This is a genomic window from Janthinobacterium sp. BJB301, from assembly GCF_002735685.1.
Lineage (GTDB): Bacteria > Pseudomonadota > Gammaproteobacteria > Burkholderiales > Burkholderiaceae_D > Janthinobacterium > Janthinobacterium lividum.
On the sequence record NZ_PDZJ01000002.1, the window covers coordinates 1,222,590 to 1,243,675 of the forward strand.

General features: G+C 62.1%; 19 protein-coding genes. 4 read left to right on the top strand and 15 right to left on the bottom strand.

Annotation, left to right across the window (positions count from 1 at the left end):
• Positions 1–11: 11 nt before the first annotated feature.
• From CSQ91_RS18795 to CSQ91_RS18810, 4 genes are read right to left on the bottom strand one after another with little or no spacing between them, the layout of a single operon-like run.
• A complete protein-coding gene (locus tag CSQ91_RS18795) occupies positions 12–1,142 on the bottom strand; it encodes an enoyl-CoA hydratase/isomerase family protein (RefSeq protein WP_099389211.1) in 1,131 nt (376 codons plus the stop codon).
• On the bottom strand, positions 1,135–1,920 hold the full coding sequence (locus tag CSQ91_RS18800) for an enoyl-CoA hydratase (protein ID WP_099389212.1): 786 nt from the start codon (positions 1,918–1,920) through the stop codon (positions 1,135–1,137). Before CSQ91_RS18800 ends, CSQ91_RS18795 begins: the two co-directional genes overlap by 8 nt.
• On the bottom strand, positions 1,917–3,089 hold the full coding sequence (locus tag CSQ91_RS18805) for an acyl-CoA dehydrogenase family protein (protein ID WP_070281779.1): 1,173 nt from the start codon (positions 3,087–3,089) through the stop codon (positions 1,917–1,919). Before CSQ91_RS18805 ends, CSQ91_RS18800 begins: the two co-directional genes overlap by 4 nt.
• A 9-nt stretch (positions 3,090–3,098) precedes the next feature.
• Positions 3,099–4,607 carry a CoA-acylating methylmalonate-semialdehyde dehydrogenase gene (locus tag CSQ91_RS18810; protein WP_034778805.1) on the bottom strand — a complete coding sequence of 503 codons (1,509 nt, stop codon included), beginning with the start codon at positions 4,605–4,607 and terminating at the stop codon, positions 3,099–3,101.
• Positions 4,608–4,764: 157 nt separating this feature from the next.
• On the opposite strand from CSQ91_RS18810, the gene CSQ91_RS18815 reads away from it, so the two are divergent.
• Positions 4,765–6,147 carry a short-chain fatty acyl-CoA regulator family protein gene (locus CSQ91_RS18815; RefSeq protein ID WP_099389213.1) on the top strand — a complete coding sequence of 461 codons (1,383 nt, stop codon included), beginning with the start codon at positions 4,765–4,767 and terminating at the stop codon, positions 6,145–6,147.
• On the opposite strand, the gene CSQ91_RS18820 is transcribed toward CSQ91_RS18815, so the two are convergent.
• From CSQ91_RS18820 to CSQ91_RS18850, 7 genes are read right to left on the bottom strand one after another with little or no spacing between them, the layout of a single operon-like run.
• A complete protein-coding gene (locus CSQ91_RS18820; RefSeq protein ID WP_070281781.1) occupies positions 6,144–7,205 on the bottom strand; it encodes an adenosine deaminase family protein in 1,062 nt (353 codons plus the stop codon). The genes CSQ91_RS18815 and CSQ91_RS18820 overlap by 4 nt on opposite strands.
• 25 nt (positions 7,206–7,230) lie before the next feature.
• Positions 7,231–8,175: a nucleoside hydrolase gene (locus CSQ91_RS18825; RefSeq protein ID WP_257217399.1), complete on the bottom strand. Its 945-nt coding sequence runs from the start codon at positions 8,173–8,175 to the stop codon at positions 7,231–7,233.
• 19 nt (positions 8,176–8,194) lie between these two features.
• A complete protein-coding gene (locus tag CSQ91_RS18830) occupies positions 8,195–9,226 on the bottom strand; it encodes an ABC transporter ATP-binding protein (RefSeq protein WP_034778812.1) in 1,032 nt (343 codons plus the stop codon).
• 13 nt (positions 9,227–9,239) lie between these two features.
• On the bottom strand, positions 9,240–10,019 hold the full coding sequence (locus tag CSQ91_RS18835; protein ID WP_034778814.1) for an ABC transporter permease: 780 nt from the start codon (positions 10,017–10,019) through the stop codon (positions 9,240–9,242).
• Complete coding sequence (locus CSQ91_RS18840) at positions 10,016–10,855, bottom strand: ABC transporter permease (RefSeq protein WP_099389214.1); 840 nt, start codon at positions 10,853–10,855, stop codon at positions 10,016–10,018. The genes CSQ91_RS18835 and CSQ91_RS18840 overlap by 4 nt, the downstream gene beginning before the upstream one ends.
• Positions 10,856–10,876: 21 nt before the next feature.
• Positions 10,877–11,899: an ABC transporter substrate-binding protein gene (locus CSQ91_RS18845; protein ID WP_034778817.1), complete on the bottom strand. Its 1,023-nt coding sequence runs from the start codon at positions 11,897–11,899 to the stop codon at positions 10,877–10,879.
• A 57-nt stretch (positions 11,900–11,956) separates the two neighbouring features.
• A complete protein-coding gene (locus CSQ91_RS18850) occupies positions 11,957–13,072 on the bottom strand; it encodes a porin (RefSeq protein ID WP_257217400.1) in 1,116 nt (371 codons plus the stop codon).
• A gap of 224 nt (positions 13,073–13,296) precedes the next feature.
• Between CSQ91_RS18850 and CSQ91_RS18855 the strand changes: the two genes are divergently transcribed.
• Positions 13,297–14,214, top strand: a complete 918-nt coding sequence (locus CSQ91_RS18855; RefSeq protein WP_070281784.1) for a LysR family transcriptional regulator — start codon at positions 13,297–13,299, stop codon at positions 14,212–14,214.
• Between the two features lie 14 nt (positions 14,215–14,228).
• Here CSQ91_RS18855 and rsmA read toward each other — a convergent pair whose 3' ends face one another.
• The 4 genes from rsmA to CSQ91_RS18875 all read right to left on the bottom strand — a co-directional run bounded on the left by rsmA (position 14,229) and on the right by CSQ91_RS18875 (position 19,583).
• Entirely contained in the window at positions 14,229–15,008 is a 780-nt protein-coding gene (rsmA, locus tag CSQ91_RS18860; RefSeq protein WP_034778823.1) for a 16S rRNA (adenine(1518)-N(6)/adenine(1519)-N(6))-dimethyltransferase RsmA, read from the bottom strand.
• A gap of 52 nt (positions 15,009–15,060) precedes the next feature.
• Complete coding sequence (gene pdxA, locus CSQ91_RS18865; RefSeq protein ID WP_099389216.1) at positions 15,061–16,110, bottom strand: 4-hydroxythreonine-4-phosphate dehydrogenase PdxA; 1,050 nt, start codon at positions 16,108–16,110, stop codon at positions 15,061–15,063.
• A gap of 19 nt (positions 16,111–16,129) precedes the next feature.
• Complete coding sequence (locus tag CSQ91_RS18870) at positions 16,130–17,518, bottom strand: peptidylprolyl isomerase (protein ID WP_230520394.1); 1,389 nt, start codon at positions 17,516–17,518, stop codon at positions 16,130–16,132.
• Positions 17,519–17,621: 103 nt separating this feature from the next.
• Positions 17,622–19,583 carry an LPS-assembly protein LptD gene (locus CSQ91_RS18875; RefSeq protein ID WP_257217401.1) on the bottom strand — a complete coding sequence of 654 codons (1,962 nt, stop codon included), beginning with the start codon at positions 19,581–19,583 and terminating at the stop codon, positions 17,622–17,624.
• Between the two features lie 6 nt (positions 19,584–19,589).
• On the opposite strand from CSQ91_RS18875, the gene CSQ91_RS29285 reads away from it, so the two are divergent.
• Both CSQ91_RS29285 and CSQ91_RS18880 read left to right on the top strand, forming a co-directional pair.
• Positions 19,590–19,922 (top strand): hypothetical protein, encoded by a 333-nt coding sequence (locus CSQ91_RS29285; protein ID WP_230520392.1) that lies wholly within the window; start codon positions 19,590–19,592, stop codon positions 19,920–19,922.
• Positions 19,923–19,975: 53 nt separating this feature from the next.
• A complete protein-coding gene (locus tag CSQ91_RS18880) occupies positions 19,976–21,043 on the top strand; it encodes an aminoglycoside phosphotransferase family protein (protein WP_099389218.1) in 1,068 nt (355 codons plus the stop codon).
• Positions 21,044–21,086: the final 43 nt, after the last annotated feature.

The window sequence follows — 21,086 nt, forward strand, 5'->3', positions numbered from 1 at the left end:
TATTCTTTTATTTAATGTAGATCCGCCAATGGATGCTGTGTCCACGGCGCCGCAAAATACTCGTCCAGATGCGCTGCGCTGATGTCGGCCAGGCTTGCCGGCTGCCACTGCGGCGCGTTGTCCTTGTCGATCAGCAAGGCGCGCACGCCTTCGCGGAAATCGGCATGGGCGCAGCATTGCACGGCAACGATCAATTCCAGCTGGAACACCTGCGCCAGGCTCAGATGCCGCGTGCGTTCGCGCATGGCCCACACCAAAGCGGCCGAAGTGGGCGCGCCCTTGTCCAGCGAGTGGGCCGCCTTTTGCAGCCACGCCGAATCGCCGTCATACGCGGCAATGGCGGCCACCACTTCAGGCAAGGTGGGCGCTTGCGTCAGCGCGGCGATGGCGTCGAAGTTGGCGCGCACTTCCGAGACGGGCAACACCGTCGTTGGCGCCGAAAAGCCGCGCAGCAAGCGGTCCAGCTGTTCGCTGTTCTCCTGCGGGCTGGCTTGCCATTGCGCCAGTGCCAGCGCGTCGAGCACCATGGCCCGCTCTTCCTGGCGCAGGAAATAGTCGCCGAGACCCGCAAACAGGGCATCGGCCGCGTTCAATGGCGCGCCCGTCAAGCCCAGGAACAGGCCGCTGCGTCCCGGCATGCGGCCCAGGAACCAGCTGCCGCCCACGTCGGGAAACAGGCCAATGGTGATTTCCGGCATGGCGATGCGCGTGCTTTCCGTCACCACGCGGTGGCTGGCGCCGGCCATCAGGCCCAGGCCGCCCCCCATGACGATGCCGCCGCCCCACACCATCAGCGGCTTTGCATAGGTATGGATGCGGTGGTCGAGCCGGTATTCCTCGGCAAAGAAGGCCAGCGCCTGCGGGTTAGGCACGACGCCCGGCTGCTCGACGATGGCCGTGCGCAGGCTGCGCACGTCGCCGCCCGCGCAGAAAGCCTTGTCGGTCGACGATTGCAGCACCACGCAGGCAATGGCAGCGTCGCTGGCCCAGCGCACGAGAGCGCCATCGATGGCGCGGATCATGTCCAGGTTCAATGCATGCAAGGACTTTGGCGCATCGAGGGTGATGACGCCCAGCTTCATGCCGCCGGGACAGTCGCGTTCCTCGATTTTCACAGTTTCAATCAGGGTACTTTCAGCCATTCTTCCACTCCGCCGGACGTTTTTCCAGGAACGCTTGCACGCCTTCTTTCTGGTCTTGCGTATCGAACAGGCCCAGGAACAGGGTGCGTTCATCGGGCAGGGAGTTGACCAGCGGATGGCTGCGCGCGCCCTGGATCAGGGTCTTGCACGCCGTCACGCTGCTGGGGCTTTGACGGGCCACCTTGGCGGCCAGGGCCAGCGCTGTGGCGGCAGCCTTGCCGGTTGGCACGACTTCCTCGACCAGGCCGATAGCCAGCGCCTTGGCCGCATCGACCCGTTCGCCACATAAAATCATGCGCTTGGCCCAGCCTTCGCCTACCAGCCACGGCAAGTGCTGCGTGCCGCCCGCGCACGGCAGCAAGCCGACGGACGCTTCCGGCAAAGCCATCTGCGCATGTTCTTCAGCAATACGGATGTCGCAGGCCAGCGCACATTCGAGTCCGCCGCCCATGGCATAGCCATTGATGGCGGCAATGCTGACGCCGCGAAACGCGGACAACGCCTCAAAAGCTTCGCCAAACGCGGCGGCCATGGCGAACGCCTTGTCCTTGTTGCCATCGGCAAACACCTTCAGATCGGCACCGGCAGAGAAGAACTTGGCGCCGCCGCCCGTGATCACGAGAGCGTACACGTCCGGGTCGGCATTCAGGTCGGCCACCAGTTGCGTCATCGCGTTCAGGCTGGCCTGGGTCCACGTATGGGCGGGCGGGTTGTCGAGCGTCACCAGGGCCGTATGGCCATGGCGTTCCAGCAGCAAATTTGTATACACTTTGGTCATCGCAGATTCTCCGTGGCGCCGTCTTTCAAAATCGCTCGCGCGACGATCAGGCGCATGATTTCATTCGTCCCTTCCAGGATCTGGTGCACCCGCGTATCGCGCACATGGCGCTCGAGCGGGTACTCGCGGATGTAGCCATAGCCGCCATGCAATTGCAGCGCATCGTTGGCAACATTAAAACCCACATCCGTGGCGAAACGTTTTGCCATGGCGCAATATGCCGTGGCGTCGGGACTTTCCTGGTCCAGTTTCCACGCCGCCAGACGCACCATCTGGCGCGCCGCCACCAGTTCCGTCAGCATGTCGGCCAGCTTGAATTGCAAGGCCTGGAATTGCGCCAGCTCGCGGCCGAACTGCGTGCGCTCCTTCATGTACGCCTGCGCCCGCGTGAGGGCCGCCTGCGCCGTGCCCACCGAGCACACGGCGATATTGATGCGCCCGCCATCGATGCCCTTCATGGCAATGGCAAAGCCTTCGCCTTCCGCGCCCAGCAAGTTCGCTGCTGGCACTTTCACCTGGTCAAAGCTGATGATGCGCGTGGGCTGGCTGTTCCAGCCCATCTTTTCTTCCTTCTTGCCATACACGATGCCGGGCAGATTGGCCGGCACGGCAAAGGCGGAAATACCGGCCGCGCCCTCGCCGCCGGTTCTCGCCATGACGATCAGCATGTCCGTCTGGCCCGCACCCGAGATAAACGCTTTCGTGCCGTCGAGAACATAAAAATCGCCCTCCTCGTCGTTCACCCTGCGAGCCTTGGTGCGCAGGGAGGCCGCGTCGGAGCCCGACTGCGGTTCCGTCAGGCAATAGCTGGCCAGTTTCTGGCCGGCGGCCAGGGCCGGCACCCATTCGTCGCACAGGGCTTCCTGTCCCCAGCGCGACAGCATCCAGGTAGCCATGTTGTGGATGGTGATATAGGCCGTGGTCGAGGTGCAGCCACCGGCCAGCTCTTCAAACACGATGGCCGCATCCTGGCGGGAGAGGCCAAGGCCGCCCCAGCGCTGCGGCGTGTACAGGCCGCAAAAGCCCATCTCGCCCGCCTTGGCGATGGTTTCCACGGGAAAAATCGATTCCGCGTCCCAATGGGCCGCGTGCGGCGCCAGTTCGCCTTCGGCAAACGCGCGCGCCGCCTGCTGGAACTCGCGCTGCTCGTCGCTCAGTTCAAAGTCCATGCCAGCTCCTTATTTCAGGCTGATGGTGGTATTGACCTTGCCCACCGAGGCCGCGTCCGTGAACCAGCGCTGGGTGATCGTTTGCGTCTGCGTGTAGAACAGCACCACCTGCTTGCCGAACGGGCCCAAATCGCCCAGTTTCGAGCCGCGCGAACCCGTAAAGCTGAACAGGGGAACGGGCACGGGGATGGGCACGTTGATGCCAACTTGCCCCACGTCGATTTCTTCCTGGAAGTAGCGCGCGGCCGCGCCGCTTTGCGTAAACAGCGCCGTGCCGTTGCCGTTCGGATTTGCGTTTACCAGGGCAATCGCTTCATCGAGCGTGTCGACTTCGACGACGATCAATACGGGGCCAAAGATTTCCTGGTCATACACGACCATGCCCGGTTTCACGCCGGACAGAATCGTCGGACCGACGAAGTTACCGTTCGGATAGCCATCGACCTTGACGTCGCGGCCATCGAGGGTCAGCACGGCGCCCTGTTCGATACCCTTGGCGACCAGGCTGAAGACGCGCTCTTTCGCCGCGCACGAGATGACGGGGCCCAGGTCCGGATTGTCCTTGCCTGCACCGACCGTCAGGGTTTGCGCCTTGGCCGACAATTCCGGCAGCCATTCACGCGCTTCGCCCACCAGCACGGCCACCGATGCCGCCATGCAGCGCTGGCCGGCGGCGCCGAAACCCGCACCCAGCAGCTGGTTCAGGGTCTGTTCTTTATTTGCATCCGGCAAGACGACGGCGTGGTTCTTGGCGCCCATCATGCATTGCGCGCGCTTGCCGTTCAGGCTGGCGCGCTGGTACACATGCGTGCCCACCTTGCTGGAACCGACGAAGGAAATCGCCTTGATGTCCGGGTGGTCGCACAGGGCGTTGACCACGTCTTCGCCGCCGTGAATGACGTTCAGCACGCCAGCCGGAATACCCGCCTGCAAGGCCAGGCGCACGAGCTTTTCCGTCACGAGCGGATCTTGCTCCGATGGTTTCAGCACGAAGGTATTGCCGCAGGCAATCGCCATCGGGAACATCCACAGCGGGATCATGGCGGGGAAATTGAACGGGGTAATGCCGGCGCACACGCCCAGCGGCTGCATCACGCTGTAGGTATCGACGCCGCCGGCCACGTTTTGCGCGTATTCGCCCATTTGCAGGGTGCCGATATTGGCCGCATGTTCCACCACTTCCAGGCCGCGGAAGACGTCGCCTTCCGCATCGAGCAGGGTCTTGCCCTGTTCCATCGTCAAGGTGGCGGCCAGGTCGGCCATGTTTTCGCGGATCAGCTGCTGCAGTTTCAGAAAGATGCGCGCACGCGCGCCGATCGGCGTCTTGCGCCAGGTTTTGAAGGCCCGCTGGGCCGAGGCGATGGCAGCGTTGACTTCCTCCGGCGTGGCGAACGGTACCTTGGCCAGTACTTCCTGCGTGGCCGGGTTGACGACGTCGCGCCAGACGGTGGTTTGGGATTCAACCCACTCGCCGTTGATCAAGAGGGGAACAGTTGGAATAGCGTTTTGCGTGGTCACTCGAAGTCTCCTGGTGTGGGTATAGGTCTGTTTGCATTATTCGCACAATAGCCGCCACAAACAAGGCGTGAAAATGCGAGATAATGCAAAGCTGAATCTGTTAATCTGCAAATGTTGTAAATTTGCAGATTCCACAAACCGGGGAAGAGGAAACGCGATGGCAAAGGTTTTCATGGGCGTGCGCCTGCAGCGGCTGCGCGAGGAACGGCGCATGACGCAGGTGGCGCTGGCCAAGTCCCTGGGCATTTCACCCAGCTACCTGAACCAGATGGAACGCAACCAGCGTCCGCTGACGGTGCCGATTTTATTGCGCATCGGCACCGTGCTGGGCGTCGATCCGCAAATCTTTTCCGAACACGACAGCGCCAGCCTGGTGGCCGACGTGCGCGACGTGTTCGGCGAATTGCCCGATGCGCCGCCCACGTCGATGGCGGAACTCAAGATGCTGGTGGAGAACATGCCGGAGCTGGCGCGCTCGATTTTGCTCTTGCAGCGGCGCTACCGGGTCATGGCGGAACGGGCCGATACCCTGGCTGCGCGTCTCGACGACGGCAGCCGCGGCGCCAGTTCGGCGGCCCCTTCCACGGACGAGGAAGTGCGCGAATACCTGAACCGGCGGCAGAACTACATCGATGAACTGGACCGGGCGGCGGAGCTGGTGGCCGGGGAATTCGATCCCGCCCTGCGCACGCTCGATGCGCTGCAAGGCCGCTTGCTGGAGCGCCACGGCGTCAAGGTGCAACTGTCCGATGGCGACGCGGGCATGGTGCGCAAGCACCGCTACGACGCCCAGCAACAGATATTGTGGCTACCCGACACCCTGACGGGCGGACAGCGCGCCTTCCAGATGGCGGCGCAAATCAGCTTGCTCGAGCACAGCGAGCTGATCGATGCCCTGGTGCTGGCGGCAGGATTCTCCGGTGCGGCCGCGCAAACGAGCGCGCGCCTGGCGTTCTCGAACTATTTCGCCGGCGCCCTGTTGATGCCCTACCAGCGCTTCTTGCAGGCGGCGGAAGCGCGCGCCTACGATATCGAGCGTCTGGCGCACCAGTTCGGCGTGGGCTTCGAAGCCGTGTGCCACCGCCTGAGCACCATGCAGCGCCCCGATGCGGCGGGACTGCCGTTCTTCTTCGTGCGCGTCGACCGCGCCGGCAATGTCTCGAAGCGCCAGTCGGCCACGGACTTCCATTTTTCCAGGGTGGGCGGCACGTGTCCGCTATGGATCGTGTACGACGCCTTCAGCCATCCGGGGCAAGTGCTGACGCAGGTGGCCAGCATGCCGGACGGCTGCACATACCTATGGATAGCACGCCAGGTCAGCACGGCGTCGCCGGGCTTCCGGGCACCGGGCAAGACCTTTGCCGTGGCGCTGGGCTGCGACATCTCGCAGGCGCACCGATTGATCTATTCGAAGGGACTCGATTTGCACGACCCGACCAGCGCCACGCCCATCGGCACGGGCTGCAAGGTGTGCGAGCGGCAGGCGTGTCCGCAGCGGGCGTTTCCCTCGCTGCTGGCGCCACCGCCCGCCTCGGCTTAAGAAGCGTCGACGACGCGCATGCGCAGCGCGTCGAATTCGCGCGTGAATTCCGCGCGCCAGTCGCGCCGCGTGGATTCATCGATCCAGGCCGCGTCGAGGCCATTCAACATGAAGCCGCGCATGTCGTCCAGGCCGAAGCCGAATTCGCGCATCATCATCCAGGCGCCCGTCGGCGTCACGTGGTGCAGGGTCGGGTCGTCCGTGTTTGGGTGCAGTTTCAAGCCCAGCTTGGCCATGGCGCGGATCGGGTGGTCCAATGCCCAGCGCTCGGGCGCCAGGGTGCGCAGGTAATACGAATTGGTCGGCACCACGGTAAACACGAGGCCCCGTTCCACGCAGCGCTGCGCCAGTTCCGGATTGTCGACAATCGTGTAGCCATGGTCGACCCGGTCCACCTGTAATTCGTCGATGGCCGTCGCCACGTTCATCCACGGCATGCCGAATTCGCCCGCGTGCGCCGTGCACTTGAAGCCGGCCTCGCGCGCGGCGCGGTAGGCTTCGATGAAGAGCTCGGGCGGGCGGTCGTTTTCGCGGTAGTCGATGCCGATGCCGATGACTTCCGGCGCGCGGTGCGCCTTCATCCATTCCACCATCTGCACGGCTTCCGCGGGAGCGGCTTCGCGGTCAATGCTGGGAATCAAACGGCCGATCACGCCGAAATCGCGCTGCGCATCGCGGATGGCGGCCACGATGGCGTCTTGCGCCGCGTCATAGCGGATGCCCGACACGCGCACGGTGCCGGTGGGGTTCCAGAAGAACTCCGCATAGCGCACGCCATGGCCATGCACGTCTTCCAGGTATTCGTAGGCGAGGCAATACAGGTCGGTCGGCGAGACGATCAGGTGCGCGTCGAGCGCGCGCAGCACGCGCAGCACGCCGACGGGCTTGTCGCCGCGCGTATAGAACGCGTCGATGTCCTCGGGGGTGACGACATTGCCCGTCTTGGCGGCCAGCGCGCGGAAAGTAGCCTGGCGCACCGTGCCAAACAGGTGGCAATGCAGCTCCACTTTCGGCATGGCGCGTAAAAACTGTTCAATGCTCAGGGGGGAATTAGACATGAAACTCGTTTCGTAATGAAGTGGATCAGGCGAGAATGCCGGCCAGGCGCTGCATCAGCAGTTCAATGGCGGCCGGACCATCGGCCAGCATCGCCACCTGCGTGTTGATGGGCGCGCGGCGCGGCACGCGGAACTCGCACACCGTCATGCCGCGCGTCAGTTCGCCCGTCAATTCGATGGCCACGTGGGCGCTCTGGAACTGGAACAGCTGCGGCGCTTCCAGGTACAGGGCCACCACCGGGTCGTACATCGGCATGGGCACGGAACCGTCGGCGCTGCGGATACGCACATACGCTTCCAGGTAGCCGGCCAGCCGCTGCGCGCGCGGCGTGCCGATGGCGCGCAGCTGCGCCACCTCCAGTTTAGTGACCAGCAGCTGGCGGCACAGGTTCAAGCCGAACATGCGCAGCGGGATGCCGGCCTGGAAGACCTGGGCGGCCGCTTCCGGGTCCGCATAGATATTGAATTCCGCCGCCGCCGTGTGGTTGCCCTGGTCGGTCGAGCCGCCCATCAGGATGATTTCAACGATTTTTTCCGCGATGTCGGGCGCGCGGCTCAAGGCCGTGGCCAGGTTGGTCATCGGCGCGATCGCCATGATGGTGATCTGGCCGGGATGGGCGCGCACGGCGGCGATCAGGGCGTCGACGGCGTGGCCGGCAGCGTCACTGGCCGCGCCGGGCGGCAGGATCTCGCCAGTGGTGGGCATGCCGCTGTCGCCGAGGATGCGCTGCGCCGTTTCGATGACGCCGGCCAGCGGCTCTTCGCAGCCGCGGTAGATGGGCACCGTCAAGCCATCATGGGCCTTGATGCGCAAGGCGTTGTCGTAAGTGATGTCGACGGGCGCATTGCCCGCCACCACGCTTACGCCCAGCCACTCAATACCGGGATTGCTGCCCAGGAGCAGCATCGTCAACCAGTCGTCGAAACCGGGATCGGTATCGAGCCAGATCTTTTTCAAGGCTTGGGTCATGATGGTTTCCATTCAGAAATCAGGCGCCCAGCCACAGGGCGCTGTCGGACGGCAGCACGAAGGACACGGCCGTGCCCTCGCGCCAGGCGGCGCCGCCGGCCGCGCAAATGCCCTTGACCTGGCCCAGCGGCGTTTGCAGCAGGTATTCGACGGTGTCGCCCAGGAAGCCCCGTGCCAGCACGGTACCCGGGTATTGACCGGCCGCGTCGTCGGCCGCGCACACGCGCACCTTATCCGGACGCCAGCCCAGCACCGTGGTACCGGCAGCAACGGGAGACGTGTACGGCAGGCTGGCGCCCGCATGGTGCAGCGCGCCGTCGCGGTAGTCGAACAGGTTCTCGAAGCCCATGAAGTTGGCAACGAAGCGTGTCGACGGCGTATTGAAGACGGCTTCCGGCGCGGCCAGCTGCTCGATGCGTCCGCCGTTCATGACGACGATGCGGTCGGACAGGGCCAGCGCTTCTTCCTGGTCATGCGTCACGTACAGCATGGTGATGCCCAGTTCGCGCTGGATGCGGCGCAACTCGGCGCGCATCTGCACGCGCAGCTTGGCGTCCAGGTTCGACAGCGGTTCGTCCAGCAGCAGCAGGGCCGGTTCGACGACGATGGCGCGCGCCAGCGCCACGCGCTGCTGCTGGCCACCGGACATCTGCGCCGGCAAGCGCGTTTCAAATCCCGTCAGGCCGACGGCGGCGATCACGGCTTCCACCTTCGTTTTCAGCAGGGCCGGCGCGACCTTGCGCAGGCGCAAACCGAAAGCGATATTGTCATACACGTTCAGGTGCGGAAACAGCGCATACGACTGGAAGACCATGCCGATATTGCGCTTGTTCGGCGCCAGCTTGCCGATTTCGCGGCCGTCGAGCACGATGCGGCCCGACTGCAGCGGCATCAGGCCGGCGATGGCGCGCATGGTGGTGGTCTTGCCGCAGCCGCTGGGGCCCAGCAGGGAAATCAGTTCGCCCTGCTCGACGTGCAAGTCCAGGTCTTTCACGGATGTCGTGTTCTTGGCGTAGCCGAGGTTCAGCTTGTGCAGTTCCAGATAACTCATGGTGTGTTGCCTCTTACATGTATTTAGAAATGCCCAGCACCTTCTCGGTCACCATCACGAAGGCCATGGTGAACAAGACCAGCAAGGTCGACAGGGCAGCGATCGACGGATCGAAACTGTTTTCCATATGGCCCAGCATCTCGATCGGCAAGGTGCTGATGCCAGGGCCCGTCAGGAACAGCGAGACGGGCACCTGGTTGAACGAAGTGACGAAGGCGAGGAAGAAGGCGGCGATCACGGCGTTGCGGATATTCGGCAGCACGATCATGAAGAACGCCCGCAGGCGCGATGCGCCCAGCGTAATGGCCGCATCCTCGATATCCACGCGCAAATTCACCAGGCTGGCGTACACCACGCGCACCGAATACGGAATCAGCAGCGCGATATGGCCAATCAGCAGGCCCACATACACGGGCGCGTTGATCGTCAGCACCAGGTGGTGCAGCAAGCCCAGGCCGACGAGGATGGCGGGAATGATCAGCGGCGACGTCAGTATCTGACGGATGGCGCCGATTCCCGGCGGCGGCATGCGCGAAAACGCATACGCGACGGGTATGCCCAGCAGCAGCGCGATGACGGTGGCGATCAGGCCGATTTCCAGGCTGGTCTGGAAGGCGCGGCGGAACTCGGGCGCCGACCACACTTCGATGATCCAGCGCAGCGAGTACGACTCGGGCGGGAACGCCAGCGTCTCGCCGCCGCTAAAGCCGGCCAGTACGACGATGGCGAATGGCCCCAGCAGGAACAGGAATACCAGCCATAAAACGGCACGTGAAAACAGGCTTTCTTTCATACGGAACTCCGGCTCGAGGAAATACGTTTAAGGCCGGCATTCACCAGCAAAGTCATGCAGACGAGAATGACGGCGATGACATTCGCCGCGCCGAAGTCGCTCTCCACGCTGACCTTCTGGTACAGCAGGGTTTCCAGCATCAGCACCTTGGTGCCGCCCAGCAGTGCTGGTGTCACATAGGCCGTCACGCAGCCCGTAAACACCAGGGTGCCGCCGACGACCAGGCCTTCCTGCGTCAGCGGCAGGGTGACCTTGCAAAACACTTGCCATGGATTGGCACCCAGGGTGGCGGCAGCCGGTTCCACGTCGCGCGGCAGGTTTTCCAGCGCGCCCGCCAGCGACATCAGCATCAGTGGCAGCAGCAGTTGCAGCAGGCCGACAAACACGGCGAATTCGCTGAACAGCAAACGCAGCGGCTCTTCCGTCAAGCCCATGTTGACGAGTGCCGCGTTGACGGCGCCGTTACGGCCCAGCAATACGATCCAGGCATAGGTACGCGCGATCGGCGAGACCATCAGCGGCAGGATCATCATGCCCACCACCAGCCCGCGCCACTTCGGCGACACGCGTGCCACGGCTTGCGCGGCCGGGTAGCCGAGGATGATCGACGCCAGCGTCACCAGCGCGGCAATGCGCAGGGTGCGCCAGAAGATGGTGCGGTTGAATTCCTGCGAGAAGAATTCGATGAAGCGGTCGAAGCCCCACTGCATGCCGTCACCGACACGGAAGGCGTCGACCAGCAAGGCCAGCACGGGCAGCAGGAAGCAGACAACGATAAAGATCAGCGCCGGCAGGACCAGCAGCAGTCCCAGGCGCTTTTTTGGATCAGCAAACATGGTGTTTTCTCCTCGTCACCACTATTTGCTCATGGCCTTGTTCCACTGCGTCATCCAGTTCGTGCGCTGCTTGAGGATGGTTTCCGGCTTGACGAATTTCAGCGAATTGATCTGGTCGGCGCCATAGGTATTGAATTGCGCGGCCGCCACCGACAGGCGCACGTCCTTGTTGACGGGCGAGTCGACCAGGTTGGTGGCCAGCTGCGTCTGCACTTCCTTGGACAGCCAGAAATCCATCAGCTGGTACGCCAGGTCCGCATTCTTCGAACCGGCGACGATGCCCATCACGTTCATGCCGGCAGCCTGGCCTTCGGCCGGGATGCTCCATTTCAGGGGCAGGCCCGTCTTGAGCATTTGCGACCAGGTAAAGCGCGCCACGGGCGCGGCCCAGATTTCATCCTGGGCGAACAGGGCCGCCAGCTGCGCGCTGTTTTTCGAGAACGTGACGACGTTGCCCTTCATGCCGACGATCTTGGCAAAGCCGGTGGCGTAGTCGTCCGTCTTGCCGCCCCAGGCCGCATCGGCCATGCGCAGCATCAGGGGGCCCTGCGTGGTACTCACGTCGGGGAAGGCCACGCGGCCCTTCAGTTCAGGGCGCCACAGGTCCTTCCAGGACGTCAGCGGGGCGATCTTGTCGCTGCGGTACACCAGGCCGACCGAGTACAGCGTGTAGCCGACGGCGAAATTGCCGCCGATCGGGTTCTTCGCCACGTCGTACAGGGCTTTGTAATTGCTCAGCTTGGAGTAATCCATGGGCTGGATGACGCCCTTTTGCGCCGCTTCCAGCATGCCGGAATCGGACAGCAGCACCAGGTCGATCACCGGGTTCTTGCTGTGCACTACCAGCTTGGCGATACGGTCCGCGTTATTCCCCGTTTCCACCTTGATATCGCAACCGCATTTGGCCTTGAACGGCTCGTACACATACTTCATGAACAAGGGCTGGGCAATCGGATAGGCCGAAATGACCAGCTCGCGTTTTTCCGCGTGGGCGGCGTTAGCCAGCAAGCCTAGGCTCAACGCCAACATGAGGTGCTTTTTCAAGATGCTTCCTTTCAGGGGACGGCGCTGGGGGACAGCGCCTGTAAAGATGAATCAGACTCAGAAATAATGTCGCATGCCAACGATCAGCACGCTTTGCGTCTTGCCGCCCGAGGCGCCGAAACCGAACACGCGGGCGAACGTCGCGTCGCCGGCCGCTTTCTGGTAGCTCCAGGTGATGGCGACATCGGTGCGCTTGGACAGGAAGTAATCGGCTTGGAAGTTGACCTGATGCCATTTCGGCGTCTTGTTGATCACGTCATATTTACCGGTGGTAAAGAAATACGACGCGCCCAGGTTCAGCGCTTCCGTCAGCTTGTGGTTCACGTTCAAGTCCACGTTTTGCAAGGTCAGATTGCTTTGATCCAGGTAGTGGTAGCGCACGTTGGTGTACAACGCGCCAAACTTGGTCTTGCCCACATTATAAAAGCCTCCCGTGCCGGCGATGGCCTGGCTGTCCACGCCCGCGCCCTTGACGGCACTCTTGTTGAAGATCAACAAGGAGCTGCCATAGTCATTACCGATGGCGCCATTCGGCGCATCGGGGCTGTTCGGGTGGTCCATCTTGGTGTAGGCGACGGCCCAGCTGAAGGCATCGACCTTGTAGCCGGCACCCATGCTGTAGACGCGGTTGCGGTTGGAATCTTCCGGGTTTTCGCTGAAGCCGTACAAGCCCGTGAACGACAGGTTGCTGATGTTCGGGCTGACATACTTGACGGCATTTTGCACGCGCAGGTTGTTGTAGCCATTATCGTTGTCGCCGATATGCACGCCATTGCTGGCAATGACGACCGGACCCAGCAGGTCCTTGACGGCTTCGTACTGGCGCCCCAGGGTGAGCGTACCCTTGTCATTGCTGGACAAACCCACATACGACTGACGGCCAAACAGGCGGCCGCTTTGCGACGCCGTGCCCGTCATGACGTTAAAACCGTTTTCCAGCACGAAGATGGCCTTGGTGCCGTTGCCCAGGTCTTCCTGGCCGCGAAAACCGATGCGGGGATTCTGATTCGTGCCGCTCAGCGCATGCGTGCGGCTGCCCTTGCCCTCATCCGACACATAGCCGATACCGGCCGACAGCAAGCCATACACTTGCACGCTGCTTTGCGCCTGCGCCGCGCCCTGCGCCGCCAGCAAGCCACCCACTACCATCGTTCCCGTCATCCATTTGTTCATCGCCGCCACCCTAAAAAGAATAAACCCTGAGTTTTTTGGAATTATTTTATTGATGCGTCCCTTGCATGGCGTGCTAGCGCGAGTACCGGCGCCGCCTGGCAAGCGCTTCTCTGAAGATTGTTGCCTTCAAGACAAGTAAAGACCAGTCCAGAATATGGTAAATTGCGGGATAAGAAAATTTGTTTATTTTTATAAATCCATTACTTTTTCTAATAAGCAAACCCATGCATGAGTTGAGCAAGAAGATTTCCTTACGACATTTACAAGCGTTTTCCACCTTAGCCCGGGTAAACAGCTTCAGCAAGGCTGCACAGGAATTGTGCGTGACCCAGCCAGCCCTCAGCGCCTCGATCAAGCTGCTGGAAAATCAACTGGGGAAAAAGTTGTTTAACCGCACAACCCACCAGCTGGAACTGACGCGCGAAGGCAAACTGGCGCTCGACTACGCCACGCATTTATTAAATACGGCGAGCAATACTTTTGCCGATATCCAGCGCGCCATCGGCAGCGGCCGGCACCGCATCCGCATCGGCGCGATCCCGTCGGCCATGGCGATGACAGCCGTCGTGGTGGCGCGCTACTGCGAGCAGCATGGCGACGAAGTGGAAATCGTCCTGTCGGACATGCCCAACGACGGCTTGCTGCACGCCCTGCATTCTGGCCAGCTGGACTTTTGCGTGGGTATCGAAGTGCCCGGTTCCGTGTCGCTGGAAAGCGTGGGCCTGTTCGAAGACGAACTGGTGCTGGTGACGGCGGGACGCCATGCGCTGGCGCCGCTCAAGGAAGTGCGCTGGGAACAGCTGGCGGGGCAGGAAATCGTCGTGTTTACCAAGGGCAGCATCTGGGAGTTCGCTTCGAGCGCGCTGCGCCAGCATGGCTTGAGTCCGTCGAGCCTGTATCAGATGATCCACAGCGAGTCGCTGTATGGCGTGGTGCGCGCCGGCATCGCCGTCGGCATCATGCCCAGCCTGTATACGACCTTCCTCAACGACGAGGACCTGCACGTGGCGCCCCTGCGCCAGCCCACGTGCAAGCGCAAGATCGCCTTGATGCGGCGCAATGAAATCAGCCGCAACCACCATGTCGACGACTGCTTTTCCGCCCTGAGACAGGATTTGCAGCAGGTCGACCAGTGGTTTTGAGTTAAACCGGGGGCTTAGGCCGGCGCCTTCAGCAAATTCGCCAAAGCCACGTATTGCTCCAGGCCCACGGTTTCCGGACGCAGGGTCGGATCGATGCCGGCCGCCTTGATCTGCTCTTCCGTAAACATCCCGGCCAGACAGTTGCGGATCACCTTGCGGCGCTGCGAGAACGCCTTCATGACCACGGCTTCCAGGGTGGCCTGGTCGCACGCCAGGCGCTCGGCCACGGGGATCATGCGCACGATGGCCGATTCCACTTTCGGCGGCGGATCGAAGGCCGTCGGCGGCACGATGAACAGCAGCGACATGTCATAGCGCCATTGCAGCATCACGGACAGGCGGCCATATGCCTTGCTGCCCGGCTCGGCCACCATGCGCTCGACGACTTCCTTTTGCAGCATGAAATGCTGGTCCTGTACCAGCGGTGCGAAGTCCGCCAGGTGGAACAGCAGCGGGCTCGAAATGTTGTACGGCAAGTTACCCACGATGCGCAGCTTCTGGCCGGCCGGCACGGGGATTTGCGCGAAATCGAATTTCAGCGCGTCGCCCGAGTGGATCGTCAGCTTGGCCGGATTGAACGTCTTTTCCAGGCGCACGATCAGGTCGCGGTCCAGTTCCACCACGTGCATCTGCTTCAAATGGCGCAGCAGCTGCTCCGTCATGGCGCCCAGGCCGGGGCCGATCTCGACCATGGCATCGTCCGGCTGCGGCCCGATGGCGGCCGTGATGTCGTCGAGGACGAAGCGGTCATGCAGGAAGTTCTGGCCAAAGCGTTTGCGGGCAACGTGTTTCATATTCTGTTTTTCTATTCTAGGGGCAGTGTAGCGGGGTAAAACCGGTGGGCGATCAGGCGCGGCTGCTGGCGCGCAGCATGTCGAGCGCCGTTTGCAGGGCTTGCTCCATGCTGTGGCAATCGGCCAGCCCCAGCCCTTGCGCGGCCAGGTCCAGCGCCGTGCCGTGGTCGACCGAGGTGCGGATCAACGGCAAGCCCAGGGTGATATTGATGCCGCGCCCGAAGGTCGCGTATTTCAGCACGGGCAAGCCCTGGTCGTGGTACATGGCCAGCACGCAATCGGCATCGGCCAGGTACTTTTGCTGGAACAAGGTGTCGGCCGGATACGGCCCGCGCGCATCGATGCCGCGCGCTTGCGCCGCGGCAATCGCCGGGGCGATGACATCGATTTCCTCGCGTCCCAGATACCCGCCCTCGCCCGCGTGCGGGTTCAGGCCGGTGACCAGGATGCGCGGCGCGGCGATGCCGAATTTCTGTTGCAAGTCGGCCTGGATGATATCCAGGGTGACGGCCAGGCTGTCCATGGTAATGGCAGCGGACACGTCCTTCAATGGCAGATGCGTGGTGGCCAGCGCCACGCGCAGGGTCGGTTCGCCATGGCCGGGTTCGCCGGCCAGCATCATCACCACTTGCGGCGTGCCGGTTTTTTCCGCCAGGTATTCCGTGTGGCCGGAAAAGGCCACGCCGGCATCGTTGATCGTACTTTTTTGCAAGGGCGCCGTGACCATGGCGCCAAACCAGCCGGCCTGGACACCTTCCACGGCCGCGTCCAGGGTCGCGAGCACGGAACGTCCGTTTTCCTTGTCGAGTACGCCAGGAATGACATTGTTAACAGTGGGAATATCGATCACGGCCAGGCGGCCAGACCCGAACTGGGGCAGGCCGCTGTTGCGCACGGCTTGCAGCGACAGCGCCGCCAGGCGGATGTCCGGATCGATCAGGCTGGCCGTCAGCGCCAGGAAGGCGGCGTCGCCCAGCAGGATGCAGTTGACTTCATTGCGCATGGCCCAGGCCGCGCGTATGGAGATTTCCGGGCCGACACCGGCCGGCTCGCCACAGGTAATGGCGATGGCAGGCCGGCGTGCAAGGGGCAAGTTACTCATGCGCAATGAATCAGCCGCATTACTGGTCGTCCGCGCGGAATTCGACGTAGGCACGGTCGCGCACTTCGCGCGCCCAGTTTTCCGTCGCTTCTTCCAGCTTGCGTTCGCGCAAGGCATTGCGCGCAGCGGCGCGCTGCTTCTCTTTCGAGACGTCATCACTCTTGCGTTCCAGCACTTCGATCAGGTGGAAGCCAAAGCTCGATTCGATCGGCTCGCTCACTTCGCCCGGTTTCAGCGCATTCATCGCCGTTTCGAATTCCGGTACGGTATCGCCTGGATACAGCCAGCCCAGGTCGCCGCCCTTGGCGGCCGAACCGTCGTTCGAGAACAAGCGGGCCAGGTCTTCGAACTTGGCGGCCTTGTTATCGAGACGCTCTTTCAATTCCGACAATTTGCGCTTGGCTTCGGCCGCCGACAAGGTCGGCGTTATTTTCAACAAGATATGGCGGGCATGCGTCTGCTGCACGGCGGCGACGGCTTGCGCCTCGGCAGCACTGCGGCGGTCCACCAGCTTGAGGATGTGGAAGCCCGTATTGCTCTTGATGATAGGCGTGATCTGGCCCGGCTTCAATTTCAGCAACTGTTCCGTGAACAGGGGCGGCACGCGGTCGCTATGGCGCCAGCCGATATCGCCGCCGCTCAGCGCATCGCTGGCGTCGGAATAGGTGGCGGCCATCTTGGCGAAATCGGCGCCCGTGCGCAGCTGGCGGCTGACTTCTTCGGCGCGCGCGCGGCGTGCGGCGATCTGTTCGGGGCTGGAATTTTCCGGAATGCGCACGAGAATCTGCGCCAGGTTCAGTTCCACCTGTTCGCTGGCGGCCGCTTTTTCCGCTTCCAGGAAATTATCCACTTCGGAATCGGAAATCTGGATCTTGGCGTCGACTTCATGCTCGCGCAGGCGCTGCATGATGATTTCATCGCGGATTTCTTCGCGGAAGGTCGCAAACGGCGTGCCTTCTTTTTCCATCTGGTTGCGCAGCTCTTGCACCGTCATTTTTTGCTGTTCAGCAATACGGCCAATTGCGCGGTCCAGGGTCAGGTCATCCACGCGCACGCCCATTTCCTTGGCCAGCTGCATTTGTGCGCGTTCAACAATCATGCGCTCGAGCAATTGACGACGCAGGTCGGCAGGATCGGGCAAGGGCACGTTCTGCGCCTTCATGCGCTGCTCCACGCTCTTGATACGGGCCGCCACTTCATTGCGCGTAATCACCTCGTCATTGACGACGACGGCGATGGAATCGATGGTCTGGCCGCTGCTCGAGGCCGGTGGCGTAAACCCCTTGACCGGCGCCGCGGCAGCGGGCTTGGCGGCAGGCGCTGGCGCAGCCTGTTGCGCCCAGACACTACTGGTCGTGGCGCCGGAAATGGCGCACAACAAGACCGTTGCAATTTTGAGTTGGTGCATACTGGCATTACGCATAATGTGTAGAGCGCTCATGAGTTCAGGTGAATAAAAAAACCGGTTTGTGCCGGCGCCGGGAACACCGGCGGCGGCAACGGTGCCTATCTTAACGGAGTGGCTGGCTCAGTGTCTGGTAACCGGGGATGGTTTTTGTAAAAGTTTCCAGGCCATTCGCGCCCAGACCCAGGCCATTCGACAAGCCCGTCAATTCCAGCTGGAAGAAGATCGGCGTCGAGACAGTCTTGTTCGTCGTCACGAAACGCTGCGCGCCCATGCGGAACACCCAGCAGTCGCCCTTGTATTCCAGGCCGACCAGGCTTTCCAGCATGCTGCGATCCTTCACGGAGTAACTGATGCGGCCCACGCCATACAGGCGGTCCGTCAACGGCCATTGGGTCGACACTTCAACATTGCGCCAACCAGCATCTCCACGCTGGAAACGATTGCCAAAATTCAATACCTTCTTGGCACCGGGCTGATATTGCAAGGCGTAGTTGTAGCTGACCAGCTGACGGTCGCTGGGATTGTACTGCACCAGGCTGTCGGCGGTCCAAGTCTCGGACACGCGGCCCGTTGCTGCCAGCAGGATATCCGAACGCGACTGGTTGACGGGTGTGCTCGAATCGAGTTGCACGCGCTGGTCGGCAAAATAGAAACGCTGACCGAAGGTCAGGCGCATGCGTTCCGTTCCATCGGACTGCAGGAAACGCGATACCAGGGCGGCCGTGACCTGGTTGGCATCGCCGATGCGGTCGCTGCCGACAAAACGGTTTTCCGTGAAGATCTGTGTCAGGTTGAACGTGCCAGCGGCCGTATCGAACGTCGGAAACTTCGACTGGTCGCGGTACGGCGTGTAGACGTAGAACAGGCGCGGCTCCAGGGTTTGCGTGCCGCCCTTGGCGCCAAACAGATTCGTGTCGCGTTCAAACACCAGGCCGCTGTCGACCGAGAAGGTTGGCACGGCGCGCGTAAACGACGTATCCGCAAACTGCGCCTTGGTCTTGGCGTCGTTATCGAGCTGATACGCGCTGGCATTGAGCATCAGCTTGGGCGTGACGAAGTAGCCAGGGCGCAGGATGGGGAAACTCACCTGCGGCACGGCCACGAGGCGCGACCCCTGCACTAGGGTCGGGTGGGCGAAGCGCGTCGCTTCCGCGTCGAAGGTCCAGTCGAAGCCGCCCCAGACGTCGTATTTGCCAGCGTGGAAGTTCACCGCCGGCAAGCGGTCATACGGGCGCGTAACGGTCAGGCTGGGATTGTTGACCGCATCGGGATCCTGCAGCACCTGGTAATTCTGCACGCGCGCAGTCAGGCTCCAGTCCTCGGTGCGGTAATCGGTGCGCAATTCGCGCAGCAACTGGCGCTCGGTGGCGGTGGCGACGGTTTTCGAAAAATCGTTCGGGTAATTATTGTCGGACGCCTCGCGCAGATCCCAGCTGTAACTCCAGCCCTTGGCCAGCGCCTGCTCATGCTTGGACTTGATCATGTAGCGGTTGGTCTTGGTCTGCTTGTCGTTAGGCAAGAACTCAAACGACGTTTCGCCCTGGTACAGGCCTGCATCCGTCTCGCCCATGTAGCGGCCCGTCGCACCGAGCTGGATGCCGCGCCGCTGTATGTAGCGCGGGAACAGGGTCAGGTCGCGGTTCGGCGCGATGTTCACGTAATACGGCATCAGCAGCTCGAAACCGTTCTTCGAGGCAAAGCCCGGCGTGGGCGCCAGCCAGCCCGAGCGGCGCGCACCCGACAGCGAAAACGAAATGCCAGGCGTGCCCAGGATCGGCACGTCCTTGAAATAGATGATGGTCTTGCTGCCGGTGCCCACGTCGCGGCCCGTATCGAGGTTCAAGGTGCTCGATTTCAGGTACCAGTCCGGATTCGGCCCTTCGCAGGTACTGTAAGTACCGTCGATGACAGTGGCTTCGTCGGGGTTGATGAAGTCGACGCGCTCGGCCTTGCCCTGGCCGCCGCCCACTTCGAAGCGGTACGTCGGATTGAGCAGGAAACCCTTGCCGGTCTCCATGTTCAGCTTCAAGACGTCGCCCGTGTAGTAATCGCCGAAACGCCACATCTTGATATGGCCCTCGGCGTCGAACTGATCTTCAACTTGTTTGTAACAAGCTGTATCTGCCGTCATTTTTGTGGTTTTTCCGCGTTCAATCACGACATTTTTATCGAGATTGATCTCCCTTTCGGGGCGTCCGTTCATGCTGTTCGCCGTCATGACGGTGGGCGCGTCGGGATCTTCCACATGAACCGGGCGCGGCGCTTTCTGGGCGTGGACAGGCACCGTCGTGGCGGCGACGAGCGCGCTGATGGCGAAAGCCCAGCGCTGCGAAGGGGGGGAGGCCGAAAACCAGCTCATGAATTGGAAGGGGCAAGCACCATGACAGGCGATTTTTTGATTTGAATCCCTTATTATATGGGAATCTGCACCATCAACCCGATTCCACAGGCCGCTTAATGTCATTCTCCCCCAATTCCTCCACCGCGCCGGCCTCCGCCGACGCTCGCCTGACCCTGTTGAAAGCCTGGTTGACCTCGCTTAACCTCGTCGCGCCCGAATCCGCCCGTCCCGCTTCCAGCGATGCCAGCTTCCGCCGCTACTACCGTCTCGATGTGCTGCCAGGCAATGCAACATTGCCAGGAAGCACACTGATTGCCATGGATGCGCCGCCCGAGCGTGAAAACGTGCCCGCCTTTGTCAAGGTGGCCGGCTTGCTGAAAGGCGCCGGCGTGTCCGTGCCCGAGATCATCGCGCAAGACCTGGAGAATGGCTTCCTGCTGCTCTCCGACCTGGGCACGACCACCTATCTCGACGCCCTGAACCACGATAACGCCAGCGTGCTGTACGCCGAAGCGCTCGAGTCGCTGATGAAAATCCAGCTGGCCAGCCAGCCCGATGTCTTGCCCGAATTCGACCGCGCCTTCATCCTGCGCGAAATGAATCTGTTCCCGGAATGGTTTATCGGCAAACACCTGGGCGCCACCTTGACGGATGTGCAACAGACCCAGCTGGACAAGGTTTTCGAAGCGATCACGGCGAATATCTTGTCGCAGCAGCAAGTGTTCATGCACCGCGACTACCATTCGCGCAATTTGATGCACATCAACGATGGTTCCATCCCCAATCCCGGCATCCTCGACTTCCAGGATGCCGTCTTCGGCCCTGTCACCTACGACATCGCCTCGCTGCTGCGCGACGCGTATATCCAGTGGGATGAAGAACTGGTGCTCGACTGGGTGATCCGCTACTGGCAGCGCGCCAAGCAGCTGGGCTTGCCAGTCAATCCCGATATCGACGCCTTCTACCGCGATTTCGAATTCACGGCCCTGCAGCGCCACCTGAAAATCCTCGGCCTGTTCGCGCGCCTGAATTACCGCGACGGCAAGGATCTGTACATGGGCGACCTGCCAACCGTGCTCGACTACGTGCGCAAGACATCCAACCGCTATACGGAACTCAAGCCGCTGGTGCGTTTATTGGACGCCCTCGAAAACAAGACGCCGCAGGTCGGCTATACATTTTAGGCACTTTCCCGCTGCGCGGCATACCCGCGCAGCCGACTTACCG

What these genes read in the sequence shown, in the direction of transcription:
- CSQ91_RS18795 (WP_099389211.1), bottom strand. Translation starts at nt 1,142, where the DNA reads ATGGCTGAAAGTACCCTGATTGAAACTGTGAAAATCGAGGAACGCGAC.
- CSQ91_RS18800 (WP_099389212.1), bottom strand. Translation starts at nt 1,920, where the DNA reads ATGACCAAAGTGTATACAAATTTGCTGCTGGAACGCCATGGCCATACG.
- CSQ91_RS18805 (WP_070281779.1), bottom strand. Translation starts at nt 3,089, where the DNA reads ATGGACTTTGAACTGAGCGACGAGCAGCGCGAGTTCCAGCAGGCGGCG.
- CSQ91_RS18815 (WP_099389213.1), top strand. Translation starts at nt 4,765, where the DNA reads ATGGCAAAGGTTTTCATGGGCGTGCGCCTGCAGCGGCTGCGCGAGGAA.
- CSQ91_RS18820 (WP_070281781.1), bottom strand. Translation starts at nt 7,205, where the DNA reads ATGTCTAATTCCCCCCTGAGCATTGAACAGTTTTTACGCGCCATGCCG.
- CSQ91_RS18825 (WP_257217399.1), bottom strand. Translation starts at nt 8,175, where the DNA reads ATGACCCAAGCCTTGAAAAAGATCTGGCTCGATACCGATCCCGGTTTC.
- CSQ91_RS18830 (WP_034778812.1), bottom strand. Translation starts at nt 9,226, where the DNA reads ATGAGTTATCTGGAACTGCACAAGCTGAACCTCGGCTACGCCAAGAAC.
- CSQ91_RS18835 (WP_034778814.1), bottom strand. Translation starts at nt 10,019, where the DNA reads ATGAAAGAAAGCCTGTTTTCACGTGCCGTTTTATGGCTGGTATTCCTG.
- CSQ91_RS18840 (WP_099389214.1), bottom strand. Translation starts at nt 10,855, where the DNA reads ATGTTTGCTGATCCAAAAAAGCGCCTGGGACTGCTGCTGGTCCTGCCG.
- CSQ91_RS18850 (WP_257217400.1), bottom strand. Translation starts at nt 13,072, where the DNA reads ATGAACAAATGGATGACGGGAACGATGGTAGTGGGTGGCTTGCTGGCG.
- CSQ91_RS18855 (WP_070281784.1), top strand. Translation starts at nt 13,297, where the DNA reads ATGCATGAGTTGAGCAAGAAGATTTCCTTACGACATTTACAAGCGTTT.
- rsmA (WP_034778823.1), bottom strand. Translation starts at nt 15,008, where the DNA reads ATGAAACACGTTGCCCGCAAACGCTTTGGCCAGAACTTCCTGCATGAC.
- pdxA (WP_099389216.1), bottom strand. Translation starts at nt 16,110, where the DNA reads ATGAGTAACTTGCCCCTTGCACGCCGGCCTGCCATCGCCATTACCTGT.
- CSQ91_RS18870 (WP_230520394.1), bottom strand. Translation starts at nt 17,518, where the DNA reads ATGCACCAACTCAAAATTGCAACGGTCTTGTTGTGCGCCATTTCCGGC.
- CSQ91_RS18875 (WP_257217401.1), bottom strand. Translation starts at nt 19,583, where the DNA reads ATGTGGCGTTTCGGCGATTACTACACGGGCGACGTCTTGAAGCTGAAC.
- CSQ91_RS29285 (WP_230520392.1), top strand. Translation starts at nt 19,590, where the DNA reads ATGGCCCTCGGCGTCGAACTGATCTTCAACTTGTTTGTAACAAGCTGT.
- CSQ91_RS18880 (WP_099389218.1), top strand. Translation starts at nt 19,976, where the DNA reads ATGTCATTCTCCCCCAATTCCTCCACCGCGCCGGCCTCCGCCGACGCT.